Annotated in this window: 12 protein-coding genes and 1 pseudogene; 5 read left to right on the top strand and 8 right to left on the bottom strand. The window is 59.3% G+C overall.

What is annotated here, in order from left to right; all coding sequences use genetic code 11:
- Positions 1–23: 23 nt before the first annotated feature.
- On the bottom strand, positions 24–926 hold the full coding sequence (locus OUZ52_RS11335; RefSeq protein ID WP_266158499.1) for a segregation and condensation protein A: 903 nt from the start codon (positions 924–926) through the stop codon (positions 24–26).
- Positions 927–1,737: 811 nt separating this feature from the next.
- Between OUZ52_RS11335 and OUZ52_RS11330 the strand changes: the two genes are divergently transcribed.
- A complete protein-coding gene (locus tag OUZ52_RS11330; RefSeq protein ID WP_266158515.1) occupies positions 1,738–2,046 on the top strand; it encodes a PilZ domain-containing protein in 309 nt (102 codons plus the stop codon).
- A 74-nt stretch (positions 2,047–2,120) separates the two neighbouring features.
- Here OUZ52_RS11330 and OUZ52_RS11325 read toward each other — a convergent pair whose 3' ends face one another.
- Both OUZ52_RS11325 and acnA read right to left on the bottom strand, forming a co-directional pair.
- Complete coding sequence (locus tag OUZ52_RS11325; RefSeq protein WP_266158498.1) at positions 2,121–3,812, bottom strand: AMP-binding protein; 1,692 nt, start codon at positions 3,810–3,812, stop codon at positions 2,121–2,123.
- Positions 3,813–4,097: 285 nt separating this feature from the next.
- Positions 4,098–6,848: an aconitate hydratase AcnA gene (acnA, locus tag OUZ52_RS11320; RefSeq protein ID WP_266158497.1), complete on the bottom strand. Its 2,751-nt coding sequence runs from the start codon at positions 6,846–6,848 to the stop codon at positions 4,098–4,100.
- A gap of 268 nt (positions 6,849–7,116) precedes the next feature.
- On the opposite strand from acnA, the gene OUZ52_RS11315 reads away from it, so the two are divergent.
- On the top strand, positions 7,117–8,046 hold the full coding sequence (locus tag OUZ52_RS11315; protein ID WP_266158496.1) for a LysR family transcriptional regulator: 930 nt from the start codon (positions 7,117–7,119) through the stop codon (positions 8,044–8,046).
- Between the two features lie 7 nt (positions 8,047–8,053).
- Here OUZ52_RS11315 and hflD read toward each other — a convergent pair whose 3' ends face one another.
- From hflD to OUZ52_RS11300, 3 genes are read right to left on the bottom strand one after another with little or no spacing between them, the layout of a single operon-like run.
- Positions 8,054–8,677 (bottom strand): high frequency lysogenization protein HflD, encoded by a 624-nt coding sequence (gene hflD, locus OUZ52_RS11310; RefSeq protein ID WP_266158495.1) that lies wholly within the window; start codon positions 8,675–8,677, stop codon positions 8,054–8,056.
- 10 nt (positions 8,678–8,687) lie between these two features.
- The gene (mnmA, locus tag OUZ52_RS11305; RefSeq protein ID WP_323135339.1) at positions 8,688–9,839 is read right to left on the bottom strand and encodes a tRNA 2-thiouridine(34) synthase MnmA; all 1,152 of its coding nucleotides are present in this window, start codon (positions 9,837–9,839) and stop codon (positions 8,688–8,690) included.
- An 11-nt stretch (positions 9,840–9,850) separates the two neighbouring features.
- Complete coding sequence (locus OUZ52_RS11300) at positions 9,851–10,336, bottom strand: NUDIX hydrolase (RefSeq protein WP_266158494.1); 486 nt, start codon at positions 10,334–10,336, stop codon at positions 9,851–9,853.
- A 95-nt stretch (positions 10,337–10,431) separates the two neighbouring features.
- Here OUZ52_RS11300 and clpS point away from each other — a divergent pair, with 95 nt between their 5' ends.
- Both clpS and clpA read left to right on the top strand, forming a co-directional pair.
- Positions 10,432–10,758 carry an ATP-dependent Clp protease adapter ClpS gene (clpS, locus tag OUZ52_RS11295; protein WP_266158493.1) on the top strand — a complete coding sequence of 109 codons (327 nt, stop codon included), beginning with the start codon at positions 10,432–10,434 and terminating at the stop codon, positions 10,756–10,758.
- A gap of 63 nt (positions 10,759–10,821) precedes the next feature.
- Positions 10,822–13,092 carry an ATP-dependent Clp protease ATP-binding subunit ClpA gene (gene clpA, locus OUZ52_RS11290; protein WP_266158492.1) on the top strand — a complete coding sequence of 757 codons (2,271 nt, stop codon included), beginning with the start codon at positions 10,822–10,824 and terminating at the stop codon, positions 13,090–13,092.
- Positions 13,093–13,233: 141 nt separating this feature from the next.
- Here clpA and OUZ52_RS11285 read toward each other — a convergent pair.
- Both OUZ52_RS11285 and OUZ52_RS11280 read right to left on the bottom strand, forming a co-directional pair.
- Positions 13,234–13,335 (bottom strand): annotated as a pseudogene (locus OUZ52_RS11285) (S1 domain-containing protein); the annotation flags it as partial.
- A gap of 76 nt (positions 13,336–13,411) precedes the next feature.
- Positions 13,412–13,687, bottom strand: a complete 276-nt coding sequence (locus OUZ52_RS11280; protein ID WP_266158491.1) for a polyhydroxyalkanoic acid system family protein — start codon at positions 13,685–13,687, stop codon at positions 13,412–13,414.
- Positions 13,688–13,740: 53 nt separating this feature from the next.
- Here OUZ52_RS11280 and OUZ52_RS11275 point away from each other — a divergent pair.
- A partial coding sequence (locus OUZ52_RS11275; RefSeq protein WP_425493834.1) for an FHA domain-containing protein occupies positions 13,741–13,992 on the top strand: 252 nt, incomplete at its 3' end.

Genomic DNA, 13,992 nt, shown 5'->3' with positions numbered 1-13,992 from the left:
TGCCGTTTCTCATGGAAAGGGATTTAATGAGATCCAGCCAAAAACGCTGTTTCATTGGGCATGGTGGCGTCGATTTCTTCCGTCAGTGTCACTTTTGCTTTGACATAAATGGGCGCAAGCGGTTCTTCTTGCACGATTTCAATCAGCATTTCTTTGGCCAATTCCAGCATGGCTAAAAAGGTAACCACCACGCCAAGCCGCCCCTCACTCATCTCGAACAGCGTTTCGAAACGATGAAAACTGCTGTCGCTCAAGCGGCCAAGCAGTTCGCCCATGCGTTGACGTACGCTGAGTGCCTCGCGCTTGATGGCGTGATGCCCGAACAATTCGGCCCGGTGCATGACATCTTTCAGCGCCAGCAGCATTTCTTTTAGATCCAGCGGCGGCGGCACCTTGATGATGTTGCGCTCGCCCATGTCCGCCTGTACGACGACGGTGTCACGCTCTAGCCGTGGCAGCGCTTCAATGTCTTCGGCTGCGCGCTTGAAGCGCTCATACTCCTGCAGGCGCCGCACCAATTCTGCGCGTGGATCCTCTTCAATACCTTCCTCTGAAGGGGGGCGTGGCAATAACAGCCGTGACTTGATTTCAGCCAGGATGGCGGCCATCAGCAGATATTCTGCCGCCAGTTCCAGGCGCATCACGTCGCGCATCAAGTCGATATAAGCCATGTATTGCCGGGTAATTTCGGCAACCGGAATATCGAGAATGTCTAGATTCTGTCTACGAATCAGATACAGCAGTAGATCAAGTGGCCCTTCGAATGCCTCAAGAATGACCTCAAGCGCATCCGGTGGAATGTACAGATCCTGTGGCATCTGCAGTAGCGGTTCGCCGCGCACAATGGCTAGCGGCATTTCCTGCTGTTGCGGTACCGACGCAAAAGCGTCTTGCGGTGCTGTAACGGCCTCGGGCTCAGTGCTCATCAATACATGTCGTTAAGCCGCCCAGGACGGCTAGTCATACGTTCAACACGTTAGGAACCGTTCGTTCCACCGGCATTCGCTTACGGAATGTCCCCATATGGGCAGCGGCTATAAAGCGGCGACCCCATGACCCAAATGAAGCTGGACCCTATAAAGCTAATTAGCACGGTGCTCAACCGAGGCTCGAATATGCCATCGTCGCTGCACCACATAATGAAACGGTTCGATCAGGTTGGCCGTGAGCGACCGTTGCGGCATCCCCACTTGTTCAGGTGATGCAAGCTGCGTTGTGACGAGGTAAGTCATCAACGATTTAGCGGTTGCTGTGTGTGCCGAGTGGGCTGTTATGGCCAATTTCGACTGGCCTGCGCGCACCCAAGAACCTAGAGCGTGGGTCACAGAGTAGCGGCTGATGGACAGCAAGTCCAGTGTGCTAAATAGGGGCGGTTAAGCCGAATCTATCGCTCGATTCGGCCATGGCGCATATCCTAGGCGGGGGATCGCGGCACGATGTATGGGCAGCATGTGACCTGCCGCGTCGGGCCGTTGCGCGAAGGGGCAGGTTGCTTTGGTCTTTTTGTAACGTTTGCAGTGTAAGGGCGTTCGTATTAGCCATGACAGGCTATGGCACGTCACTTGCTTATCTAACTAATGAACGGCATCCCGTTCGACGGGTGCTGAGCAGACAGGGTTGATCACGGGACGGGGTCAACACGCGTGCCAGGGGATTCACGGTGCGAGAGGAGGGGTGGTGGTGACCAAAGCCGATGACAATCTAGCTAGCGATTCCGGGCAGTTACGTCCTGCGCGCATGCGCATCGAAACCACGGTACTGATGAGCCGCGGCAATCAATCGCAGCCTACGGAATTGGTGGATATATCAGCGACAGGCGTGCTGCTGCGGCGCCCCTTGGGGTGGCTGGGCGAAGTAGGGCAGAGCTGGATGCTGGACATGATTTTCGGTCATGACCTGCATATTCACCTGGAAGCGGTCGTGGCGCGTGTGTCCAGTCGCCATATTGGCCTGGCCTATACACGTATTCCCGAAGACAAGCAGGTGCCTTTGTGGAACCTGTTGGGCGGCTATGCCGACATTCTGGAGCATTGGCGAGACGATTGAGTCGCCACTGGCGGGTTGGTGAGTCACCCGCGCCTATCCCTGTCAGGTAGACGCAGGTGGCTGTGCCCCCAAGATCAGCCCGCGGCGACTTGCGCTGGCTTCTGGTCGCGCAGTTCGCGGCGGAGAATTTTGCCTACATTGCTCTTGGGCAAAGAGTCCCTGAACTCGATGATCTTGGGACGCTTGTAGCCGGTGAGATTGTCGCGGCAAAACTGCTTCAAGTCCTCAACCGTCAAATTGGGGTCTTTGCGAACCACGAACAATTTCACCGCTTCGCCAGAATGTTCGTCGGCAATGCCGACCGCGGCGACTTCGGCCACGCCTGGATGCAGCATCACGGCGTCTTCGACTTCGTTCGGATAAACATTGAAGCCGGAGACGAGAATCATGTCTTTCTTGCGATCGACAATATAGAAGTAGCCGTTCTCATCCATCCGGGCAATGTCGCCGGTATGCAGCCAGCCGTCATCGCCGAGAACCTTGATGGTCTCGTCCGGACGCTGCCAATAACCCTTCATGACCTGCGGGCCATGCACCATCAGCTCACCGACTTCACCGGTGGGCAGTGGCTTGCCGTCTTCCGACCAGATAGCAACATCGGTGGAGGGCACTGGTAGCCCAATCGAGGCGTTATAGGCCTTGATATCGAGCGGGTTGATGCAGACAGCCGGAGAGGTTTCGGTTAGGCCATAAGCTTCGGCGAGGGTGCAGCCGGTGACCTTCTTCCAGCGTTCGGCTACTGCGCGCTGCACTGCCATGCCACCGCCAAGGGTGAGATGCAGGCGTGAAAAATCGAGCTCGGCAAACCCCGGCGTATTGAGCAAGCCATTGAACAGCGTATTGACGCCAGTCAGGGCGGTGAATTGCGACTTCTTCAACTCCTTCACAAAGCCGGGCATGTCGCGCGGGTTGGTGATCAGCCAGTTCAGGCCGCCGAGCCGCATGAATACCAGGCCATTAGCGGTCAGTGAAAAGATGTGATAAAGCGGCAGCGCCGTGATAATGACTTCATGGCCGAGCTTGGCGTTCGTGCCGATCCAGGCGCCCGCCTGCATCATGTTGGCGACCATGTTGCCGTGCGTAAGCATGGCCCCTTTGGCGACGCCGGTAGTGCCGCCGGTGTACTGCAAAAAGGCAATGTCGTCGTGATTCAGTGTGGCTTTTTGAGCCGGGTGCGTCGCGCCTCGCGCGAGTGCATCGCGAAAGCGCACGGCATGCGGCAACTGGAAGGCCGGCACCAGCTTCTTGACGTGTTTGAGCACGAAGTTGATCAGCGCCCCTTTGGGGAAGCCGAGCAGGTCGCCAATACCGGTGGTGACGATGTGCTTGATGCTGGTTTCGGCGACCACTTGTTGCAGCGTGGCGGCGAAATTGTCCAATACGACGATGGCCTTCGCACCGGCATCTTCGAGTTGATGCTTAAGCTCGCGACCGGTGTACATCGGATTGGTATTGACCACCACCATGCCGGCGCGCAGCGCGCCAAACAAGGCAATGGGATACTGCAGCACGTTAGGCATCATCAGGGCGATGCGATCGCCTTTGCTGAGCTTGAGTTCGCCGGTGAGATAGTTGGCGAAGTGTTGACTCAGTTCGTCGAGTTGACCGTAGCTGATCTGCTTGCCGAAATTGGTGAAGGCCGGACGATCGCGAAAACGTTCGAACGCTTCATCTAATACCGCGACGACCGAGGCGTATTGATTAATGTCGACCTGTGCGGGTATGCCATCCGGATAGTGCTTCAGCCACGGACGCTCATTGCTCATGTTTGATCCCAAGCTCCAGTTTCGATAACCCCGTGGACGTTGGCGATGACCAGCATCGGGCATCAACAGGGAATGGCATTGGAGCATACGGGCGAGTACAGCGGCAAGCCGCGTCGCAGCGTGATTTGTGCGCTGGAAACGCCGTTTGCAGCGCCTGTTGAATCAGCGCGTAGGCTCGATGTTTTGTATTTAAAGCGCAAAAGAAAACCGCCCCGGATACCAGGGCGGTTTTTTTGCTGCTCACCTTTGCAGGTCGTCTCTTAAGGGATCAGGCCCGGATACGACTCAGGCCGTCTTCTTGCTGGCCAGCTGGCGCAGCACGTATTGCAAGATGCCGCCATGGCGGAAGAACTCGCGCTCCTTGGGGGTCAGCAGCAGCACTTTCACAGTGAACTGCTTCTTGCTGCCGTCCTCGGCAGTGGCCGTGACCTGGGCGGTCTTCGACTCGCCGCCTTGCAGGCCGACAATATCGAAGGTCTCCTTGCCGGTGAGGCCGAGCGTCTGCGCGTTCTCGCCGTCCTGGAACTGGCAGGGTAGTACACCCATGCCGACCAGATTGGAGCGATGAATACGCTCGAAGCTCTCCGTAATGACCGCCTTCACGCCCAGTAACAGGGTGCCTTTGGCAGCCCAGTCACGCGAAGAGCCGGTGCCGTATTCCTTGCCGGCCAGTACCACCAGCGGGGTTTTCTCCGCCTTGTACTTCATCGCGGCATCGTAGATCGCCAGTTGTTCGCCGCTGGGTACGTGCAGGGTGTAGCCGCCTTCCACGCCATTCAGCATCAGGTTCTTGATGCGGATGTTGGCAAAGGTGCCGCGCACCATCACGTCGTCGTTGCCACGGCGTGAGCCGTAGGAGTTGAAGTCTTTGGCGTCGACACCTTTGGAGATCAGGAAGCGGCCCGCAGGGCTGTCTTTCTTGATCGAGCCGGCCGGGGAGATGTGGTCGGTGGTGATCGAGTCACCGAACAGGCCGAGCACGCGGGCGCCGTGGATGTCTTCGATGGTGCCTGGTTCGGCGCTCATATCGTCGAAGTACGGCGGGTTCTTGATGTAGGTGGAGTCGTCCCACTTGAACAAGGCGCCATCCGGGGAGGCGATCTGGTTCCAGCGGCTGTCACCCTTGAAGACGTCGGCGTAGTTCTTCTCGAACATGGCCGGGTTGATCGCGCCGGCGATGGTGTCGGAGATCTCCTTGTTGCTCGGCCAGATATCTTTCAGATACACCGGCTGACCATCGTTGCCGATGCCGAGCGCGTCCTTGGTCAGATCGATATCCAGCGTGCCGGCCAGCGCATAGGCGACCACCAGCGGCGGCGAGGCTAGGTAATTCATCTTCACTTCGGGGTGTACGCGGCCTTCAAAGTTGCGATTGCCCGACAGTACCGATGCTACGGCGAGATCGCCCTCGGCAATGCCCTTGCTGATTTCCAGCGGCAGCGGGCCGGAGTTGCCGATGCAGGTGGTGCAGCCGTAGCCGACCACGTAAAAGCCGACCTTTTCCAGCTCTTTCAGCAGGCCGGTCTTTTCCAGGTAGTCGGTGACCACCAGCGAACCGGGTCCGAGCGATGGCTTCACCCAGGGCTTGGAGGTCAGGCCCTTGGCGGCTGCCTTCTTGGCCAGCAGGCCGGCGCCCAGCATGACCGCTGGATTGGAGGTGTTGGTGCACGAGGTGATCGCGGCAATGACTACCGCGCCGTCGCCGAGCAGGAAGGTCTGGCCGTCCTTCTCCACCCGCACGCCACCGTTGGTGATCTCGTTGGCGGCGTTGCCGATCGCGGTCGAGCCGCCTTCGTTGGCGAAATTGGCCACCTCGCCATTTTTCGGCTTGCGGTTGCTGGTGAGCGGGCCGACGGCGTCGTGGAAGCTCTGCTTGACGCCTTCCAGCAGCACACGATCCTGCGGACGCTTGGGGCCGGCCAGTGACGGTCGCACTTCGGCCAGATTCAGTTCCAGCGTGGTGGTGAAGCGCGGTTCGATGCTGTGCTCGTCATGCCACATGCCCTGGGCTTTGGCATAAGCCTCGACCAGCGCGATCTGCTCATCGCTGCGGCCAGACAGGTGCATGTAGTTCAGTGCTTCCTGATCGACCGGGAAGATGCCGCAGGTAGCGCCGTATTCTGGCGCCATGTTGGCGATGGTGGCGCGATCGGCCAGCGGCAGGTGCTTGAGGCCGTCGCCGAAGAACTCGACGAACTTGCCGACCACGCCCAGCTTGCGCAGCATCTGCGTCACGGTCAGCACCAGGTCGGTAGCGGTGACACCTTCAGGCAGTTTGCCGGTGAGCTTGAAGCCTACGACCTGCGGAATCAGCATGGACGACGGCTGGCCCAGCATGGCGGCTTCGGCCTCGATGCCGCCGACGCCCCAGCCCAGCACGCCGATGCCATTAATCATGGTGGTGTGCGAGTCGGTGCCGAACACGGTGTCCGGATAAGCCCAGCTTTCGCCGCCTTTTTCTGCGGTGAACACCACGCGGGCAAGATGCTCCAGGTTCACCTGGTGCACGATACCGGTGCGCGGCGGCACGACTTTGAAATTGTTGAACGCTTTCTGGCCCCAGCGCAGGAACGAATAACGCTCTTGATTGCGCTCAAACTCGATCTCGACGTTCTTTTCGAGCGCGCTGGTGGAGCCGAATGCATCGACCTGCACGGAGTGGTCAATAACCAACTCGGCTGGAGCCAGCGGGTTGATCTGGGTAGCGTCGCCACCCAGCTTGACCACGGCGTCGCGCATGGCGGCCAAGTCGACGACGCAGGGCACGCCGGTGAAATCCTGCAAGACCACGCGGGCCGGCATAAAGGAAATCTCGGTGTCTGGCTCAGCCTTGGCGTTCCAGTTGGCCACCGCTTCGATTTCTTTGGCGGTTACGTTGACGCCATCTTCGTGGCGCAACAGATTCTCTAGCAGGATCTTCAGCGAATAAGGTAGTTGTTTGATATCGAAACGCTGACCCAGCTTGGTCAGGCTGGCAAAGGCGTAGCTCTTGCCGTTGGTTTCGAGACGGTCGCGTACCGAAAATGAATCTTTCATCAGATAACTCCTGGCTGGATCCTGCGGCTGGGATAGGTGTGGGGTGTCGCTGTGCAAAAGGGCTGTACCGCCTGAAGCTGGCCTGCCGCCACTTAAAGGCTGCGATTATCGCCCAAACGGTGGTCGTCGCGAACCGATTCGAGTGATCGAGGCGGCAGATGCAGGCTGCAGGCATTAGAATCGCCTTTCACTGGGAACACGCCGCGCCCCGGTGCTGTGCCGCATAGCTTGGGGCTGCGGGCCCCGCCAGACAAACGCATATGACGACATGCAGCGTTCGATGATTTCGATGTCCCTTTCCGCGGTGTCGCTGCGTGATCTGGCCCTGGTTCAGGCCGTGCATCGGCATGGCAGTTTCAATAGCGCAGCGAGGGCGATGCACATCAGCCCGTCGGGGCTATCTCATCAAGTGCAAAAAGTGGAGCAGGCGCTGGGCTCGCCGCTATTCGAGCGCGGTGGGCGGCGGATTGTGCCGACGGCAGGTGGGCAGCGCCTGCTAGAGCAGATCGACATGGTGCTGGATGCTGCCGAGCATCTGCAGCAGGCCGCGCGAGCCGGTGAGGTTGCCTTTGGCGGCGAGCTGCGGCTCGGTGTGCCGGCGACCCTGGGACCGTATTTGCTGCCGCACCTGATTGGTCCCTTTCCGCAGCATTTTCCGGGTGTGCGGTTAAGCCTTTCCGAGGGCAAGCCACGTGGATTGCTGCGTCGCCTGCATGAGGGCGAGCTGGATGCCGTGCTGGGTCCGCCCGCCGCTGCCGCCAGTGGATTGGCCATGCGGCCGCTGTTTTTCGAGCCGTGGGAGCTGATGTTCCGGGCCGACCATCCGCAGGCCGGCCGTCGCAGCGTGGCATTGGATCAGCTCGATGCTGGCGAGGCCACCTTGATGAGCGAAAGCCACGCCGATGGCCTGCCCGGTGATGCCGCCGACAACGGTCATGTGCAGGACGTCAGCCTGGAAAGCCTGGCGGCACTGGTCAGTCTGCGCGGCGGCTACGCCCTGGTGCCGGTGCTGGCACATGATCGCCTGGCTTCGATGCCAGACATCGTGTTGACCAAGATCAAGGGGCAGGGGCCTGGCCGGGAGATTGCCTTGTACTGGCGCGAGGCTTCGCCATGGCGGGGCGATTTACAGACTTTCGCCGAGCTACTGCGTCAATTGGCCCGACAGCGGCCAGGCCTGAAACTCATCGACGAATGAACTGAGCTCAGCCGTTATCCAGCGTCGTCCCGGTAAGCAGTCCACGGGCCAGCATGCTGCATTGGCGGCGATACAAGATCAGCTGCCATTGACGGCCGCCGACCTGGCGCCAGAGCACCGCCGAGCGCACGGCGGCAAGCAAGTTGGCGCGAACCCGCTCGACCATATTCGCTTGCTGCAATTGCTGGGGGTTGCCAGTGACCATCACCCGCGGTTTCAGCGTTGACAGGGTGGACGAGTACAGCTCGGCCAGGCGACTGATGACCTGGGGCGAGCCCATGCCGAAGTGTTCGACCTGACGCTGTGCGGAGACAATACCTTGCTGCAGCTTGTTCAACAGGTCGGATTGGCGCGATAAATTACGTTCTAGCCGGATGACGGTAACCGCCATGCGCGTGACCGCCATGTCGCGGCCGTTTTCGTCCAGTTGGGCAATCAGATTGCGCAAGCCCAGGCGTACACCGGAAGCACCGCCGTAGACATCCGCCACGGAGGGGGCGTCGATACGGAAGATACTGCCGAGGCTGGCCTCCATGGCCCCCTCGTCGCAGCGACCGTCGTTGGCCAGTTGCTGGGCTAAGGAGGTGGCCTGAAACAGGCCCGCAAGCGCGAGTACGCGCTCTTCATTCATGGCAAAAGCTTCAAACACCTTGGACTGACTCGCTTGATACAGAAGAGGAAAGAGGGCTGTGGACGCGGTCCGTCCAGCCACCGAATGGGGCGTCGGTAACGTCGATGACGGCGCCGCCCAGACAGGCTTCATGGTCATAAAACACGATGGACTGTCCCGGGGTCACGGCGCGTTGCGGCTCGTCGAAATACACCTCGACACCATCGCTAAGTACGTGCACCGTACAGCTCTGGTCGTGTTGGCGATAGCGGGTTTTGGCCGTGCAGCGGAATACGCTGGCCGGAGCTACGCCGGCCACCCAGCTGGGCGCTTCTGCGCGCAGCCTGCGCGAATGCAGCCAATGATTCTCGCCACCCTGGGCGACGTAAAGGATGTTGGCCGCGACATCTTTGCCGACCACGTACCAAGGCTCGCCACTGGCGCCGTGGCGGCCGCCGATGCCTAAGCCATTGCGTTGGCCCAAGGTGTAATACATCACACCCTGGTGTTCGCCAATAAGCGCGCCTTCGGGGCTGCGCATGACTCCAGGCCGGGCCGGGATGTATTGGGACAAGAAGCTGCGGAAGTCGCGCTCGCCGATAAAGCAAATGCCGGTAGAGTCCTTTTTGGCATGAGTCGGCAAGGCCGCCTCCAAGGCCATTTGACGCACCTGGGTTTTCTCTATTTCCCCGAGTGGAAACAGGGTGGCGGCGAGTTGCTGCTGGCCCAGGGCATGCAGAAAATAGGTTTGATCCTTGCTGGCATCGAGTGCGCGCAGCAGGCGATAGCGTCCGTCGCACTGATCCACCCGGGCGTAATGGCCGGTAGCGATCTTGGCCGCACCCAGCGCGTGCGCTTCGTCCAGAAAGGTCTTGAATTTGATTTCCCGATTGCACAGCACATCGGGGTTGGGCGTGCGACCCGCCCGGTATTCGGCAAGAAAGTGCTCGAAAACGCCGTCCCAATATTCACTGGCGAAATTGCGTGCGTGAAAAGGAATGTCCAGGCGTCCGCAGACCGCGACGGCGTCTTTACGGTCCGTATCGGTGGTGCAGGGGCCGTTGCGGTCGTCCTCTTCCCAGTTCTGCATGAACAGGCCTTCGACCGCATAGCCGTCACGTTGCAAAAGCAGCGCGGCGACGGAGGAGTCCACGCCTCCGGAGATGCCTAGCATGACCTTGATCGGGGGCGTGCTCACGGGTAGCGATCCTCGGTCAGCAGGCTATTCAGTGCCGTTAGCGGCAGACGCTGGCCGGCAAGCCATGCATCGATGCTTAGCAAGACCAGCGGGCTGCGCAGCTGGTCGCCAAGGGCGGCGATCTCGGCGCGGGTCAGCCACAAGCTGCGACGGATACCGGCATCCAGTGTCCTGAGCGGATCGTGGCTAAGTCGCCGGGCGGCGAAACTAAAGCGAAGCACGCTTTCGCCATGCTCGGTGCTGCGCCATTGATGGATGCCGATCAGGTGTTCGAGCTGCACCGTCCAGCCGGTTTCTTCCAGGGTTTCACGCAAGGCCGCGCTGGCCAGGCTCTCGCCGTTTTCGAGATGTCCGGCCGGTTGGTTGTAGGCAAGCCAGCCATTGACCTCCTCTTCGACCATCAAATAGCGCCCGCCGTCAGCCACCACGCATGCCACGGTATGCCGAATGCGGCAGCCCTGGAAAAGTGACCATTGTGCCATTACCTACTGCAGGCTTGCCGCTTGCGGTGTGGAATTGACCTGAGTCCCATCGCCGCAGCGGTATACTTTTAACCACGCTCTGCTACATAGTCCCCATGGCCCACGAACCTGAAAACGAACAAGGCACCGGACACGGTCTGGCGCTGGAAACTTCCCGGCCAGAGGTGGCGCGACCACCGCTGTTCCGGGTATTGCTGATCAATGACGATTTCACCCCCATGGATTTCGTGGTCGAGGTGTTACGCAGTTTCTTTAACCTGGATCAGGAGCAGGCGGTGCAGGTGATGTTGCATGTGCATACCCAAGGCAAAGGTGTTTGCGGTGTATTTACACGGGAGGTGGCCGAGACTAAGGTCACTCACGTGAACGAATACTCACGTGCTCATCAACATCCTTTACTTTGCACTATGGAAAAACTCTGATCGCCCCCCACGTTGTAGCCATCGCGGCAACGCGCCGCAGCCATCTAAGCGGAGACGGTCCGGATGTTTAGCAAGGATCTCGAAGTCACCATCGGCCAGTGCTACAAGCAGGCCCGCGAGCAGCGCCACGAGTTCATGACCGTGGAGCACCTATTACTCGCGCTCACTGAAAACCAGTCGGCCCTGGGCGCCCTGCGTGCCTGTGGCGCCGATCTACCCCGTTTGACCAGCGAACTGGAAAAAATCATCGCCGAGACGGTGCCGGTGTTGCCGCACGGTGACGAGCGGGATACCCAGCCCACGCTGGGTTTCCAGCGGGTGCTGCAGCGAGCGGTCTATCACGTGCAGTCCTCCGGCCGTAAAGAGGTCACCGGGGCCAACGTATTAGTCGCTATTTTTGGCGAAAAAGATTCGCACGCCGTGTATTTTCTGCATCAGCAGGAAATCACCCGGCTGGATGTGGTCAATTACATCTCGCACGGTATTGCCAAAATCGGTGACGAGCCGACCTCGAATAATCCCGGCAGTGAGCGTGAAGGCGAGGACGGTGGTGAGCCTAAGGGCAATCCGCTTAATGAATATGCGAGCAATCTCAATGAGTTGGCGCTTGAGGGCAAGATCGATCCGCTGATCGGCCGTCAGGATGAGATTGAACGCACGATCCAGGTGCTGTGCCGCCGCCGTAAAAACAATCCGCTTTATGTCGGCGAAGCCGGCGTGGGCAAGACGGCGCTTGCTGAAGGTCTGGCCAAGCGCATCGTCGATGGCGAAGTACCCGAGGTGCTGGAAGGCGCCACCATCTGGTCGCTCGATCTGGGCGCCCTGGTCGCTGGCACCAAATACCGCGGCGACTTCGAAAAGCGCCTGAAGGCGGTTATCGCCCAGCTGAAAAAACAGCCTGGCGCGATCCTGTTTATCGATGAAATTCACACCATCATCGGCGCAGGCTCCGCTTCCGGCGGCACTATGGACGCCAGCAACCTGATCAAGCCGATGCTGGCCTCAGGCGAGCTGCGTTGCATCGGATCGACGACCTTCCAGGAATTCCGCGGCATTTTCGAGAAAGACCGCGCACTGGCTCGTCGCTTCCAGAAGATCGATGTGGTCGAGCCAACCGTGGCCGACAGCTTCGAGATTCTGAAGGGCTTGCGGTCTCGCTTTGAAGAGCACCATAACGTTGCCTATACCAATGAGGCATTGAAGGCGGCGGTCGATTTGTCGGTAAAGCACATTCCCGACCGCCTGCTGCCGGACAAGGCCATCGATATCATCGATGAGGCGGGGGCGCGTCAGCGTCTGCTGCCGGAAGACCAGCGTACCGGCAAGGTCGATGTGCCCGAGGTCGAGTACATCGTGGCCAAGATGGCGCGTATTCCGGCCAAGCAGGTTTCGGCTTCGGATCGTGACGTGCTGCGTAATCTTGAGCGCAATCTCAAGATGGTGGTGTTTGGCCAGGATGCGGCGATCGAGGCGCTCTCTGCATCGATCAAGATGGCGCGGTCAGGGCTGGCCGATCCGTCCAAGCCGATTGGCTGCTTCTTGCTGGCCGGCCCCACCGGTGTGGGTAAAACCGAGGTGACCAAGCAATTGGCGATGCAGCTCGGTATCGAGATGATTCGCTTTGATATGTCCGAGTACATGGAGGCGCATTCGGTTTCGCGTCTGGTCGGTGCACCTCCTGGCTATGTGGGCTTCGATCAAGGCGGTCTGCTGACCGAGGCGGTCACCAAGCATCCTCATGCCGTTTTACTGCTCGACGAGATCGAAAAAGCGCATCCGGATGTATTCAATGTGCTGCTACAGGTCATGGACCGAGGCGTGCTCACGGATACCAATGGGCGCGAGGCCAACTTCAAGAATGTAGTGGTGGTCATGACGACCAATGCAGGTGCCCAGCAGGCGTCGCGCCGTGGCATCGGTTTCGTCAAGCAAGACCATGCCACTGATGCGATGGAAGTGATTCGCCGTAGCTTCACACCGGAGTTCCGCAACCGTTTGGATGCCATCATTCAGTTCAATGCACTGGATTTCGACCATATCCTGCGAGTAGTCGACAAGTTCCTGTTCGAGCTGGAAGCTCAGTTGACCGAGAAGCACGTAACCCTGGATGTCGATGCGGATGCCCGCCGCTGGTTGGCCGAGCATGGTTTTGACCCGCAAATGGGTGCGCGGCCGATGGCCCGGGTGATCCAGGAGAAAGTGAAGCGTGCACTGGCCGACGAGTTGCTGTTCGGCAAGCTGGCTGATGGCGGCAAGGTGCTGCTAAGCGTGCGCGACGGTGAACTGCAGGTAAATACCGAGGCGGCGGCCAAGCTTCCGGCCACCGTATTCTGAGGTTTCGGCAGGTGTCAGGCAGCAAAAAGAGGCCGCGCATTGCGCGGCCTCTTTTATGGCGGGGTGCACCTTAAGTGCAGAAAACTACGGTATGACTGCGCCGCTGGATTCAGCCCATGACTCTGGGCTCGCCCGGATGTTTTATTTCATGCGATAGGTGATACGACCCTTGGTCAGGTCGTAGGGGGTCATTTCGACCTTCACCTTGTCGCCGGTAAGAATGCGTCTTTGGCCATGCGTTCCGGTGGGTGCGTGTGCAGCCGTTGTGGCCGCGTAAGCAGGTGATTATGCCATGGAATATGCTTTGGTTAAAGAATCATCAAGCAAAATGCTCATTTAGCTTGCGCTGAATCTCTTGCTCGAGCATTCCCTTGAGCGGTGCGAGCATCATGCCCAGCTCCGCCTTGACCTGGATGGCCTCGCTCTCAACGGCAATCGTGCCGCTCACCCCGGAACGGTTAAAGCTGAAAACATCGCCTTGCCATTGGCCTTCGATGCCAAATTTTTCCTGCATGCGCGCCGCCACCTGCACGACCTCGGCACGGGCATCGGCCAGCGAAAGATGGTGTGGCTTGCGTATGTCGATCTTTGGCATCACGAACTCCGTGTTTTGGACAGGCTTAATTAGGCAGGCTTAAGCATAACGGTATGCCGGAGCATCGCGGTCATCTGTTAGAGTCCCGCCGTCTATCGAACGGCTCACAGATGCGCATCGAATTTCCTCATTCGGCCCGCGAAAATTTCCACTGGAAGCAAGCTGTGCTTACGGTGGGCAGCGCGCCCGATAACGATTTGGTGCTCGCTACGCATCAGGCAAGTGCCCATCATCTGCGGATTCAGCAGGATCGCCGGGGCATGGTGCTGCAGCTGTTGCCAGGTGCAGGGCGCATTTATGTGAAT

It is taken from the genome of Dyella silvatica (genome assembly GCF_026283955.1).
Lineage (GTDB): Bacteria > Pseudomonadota > Gammaproteobacteria > Xanthomonadales > Rhodanobacteraceae > Dyella_C > Dyella_C silvatica.
The sequence above is the reverse complement of the archived record's forward strand: the minus strand, read 5'-3'. Positions and strand labels throughout refer to the sequence as shown.

Bases quoted from the DNA above. Each gene is read 5' to 3' on its own strand.
- OUZ52_RS11335 (WP_266158499.1), bottom strand. From the start codon at position 926: ATGAGCACTGAGCCCGAGGCCGTTACAGCACCGCAAGACGCTTTTGCG.
- OUZ52_RS11330 (WP_266158515.1), top strand. From the start codon at position 1,738: ATGCGCATCGAAACCACGGTACTGATGAGCCGCGGCAATCAATCGCAG.
- OUZ52_RS11325 (WP_266158498.1), bottom strand. From the start codon at position 3,812: ATGAGCAATGAGCGTCCGTGGCTGAAGCACTATCCGGATGGCATACCC.
- acnA (WP_266158497.1), bottom strand. From the start codon at position 6,848: ATGAAAGATTCATTTTCGGTACGCGACCGTCTCGAAACCAACGGCAAG.
- OUZ52_RS11315 (WP_266158496.1), top strand. From the start codon at position 7,117: ATGCAGCGTTCGATGATTTCGATGTCCCTTTCCGCGGTGTCGCTGCGT.
- hflD (WP_266158495.1), bottom strand. From the start codon at position 8,677: ATGAATGAAGAGCGCGTACTCGCGCTTGCGGGCCTGTTTCAGGCCACC.
- OUZ52_RS11300 (WP_266158494.1), bottom strand. From the start codon at position 10,336: ATGGCACAATGGTCACTTTTCCAGGGCTGCCGCATTCGGCATACCGTG.
- clpS (WP_266158493.1), top strand. From the start codon at position 10,432: ATGGCCCACGAACCTGAAAACGAACAAGGCACCGGACACGGTCTGGCG.
- clpA (WP_266158492.1), top strand. From the start codon at position 10,822: ATGTTTAGCAAGGATCTCGAAGTCACCATCGGCCAGTGCTACAAGCAG.
- OUZ52_RS11280 (WP_266158491.1), bottom strand. From the start codon at position 13,687: ATGCCAAAGATCGACATACGCAAGCCACACCATCTTTCGCTGGCCGAT.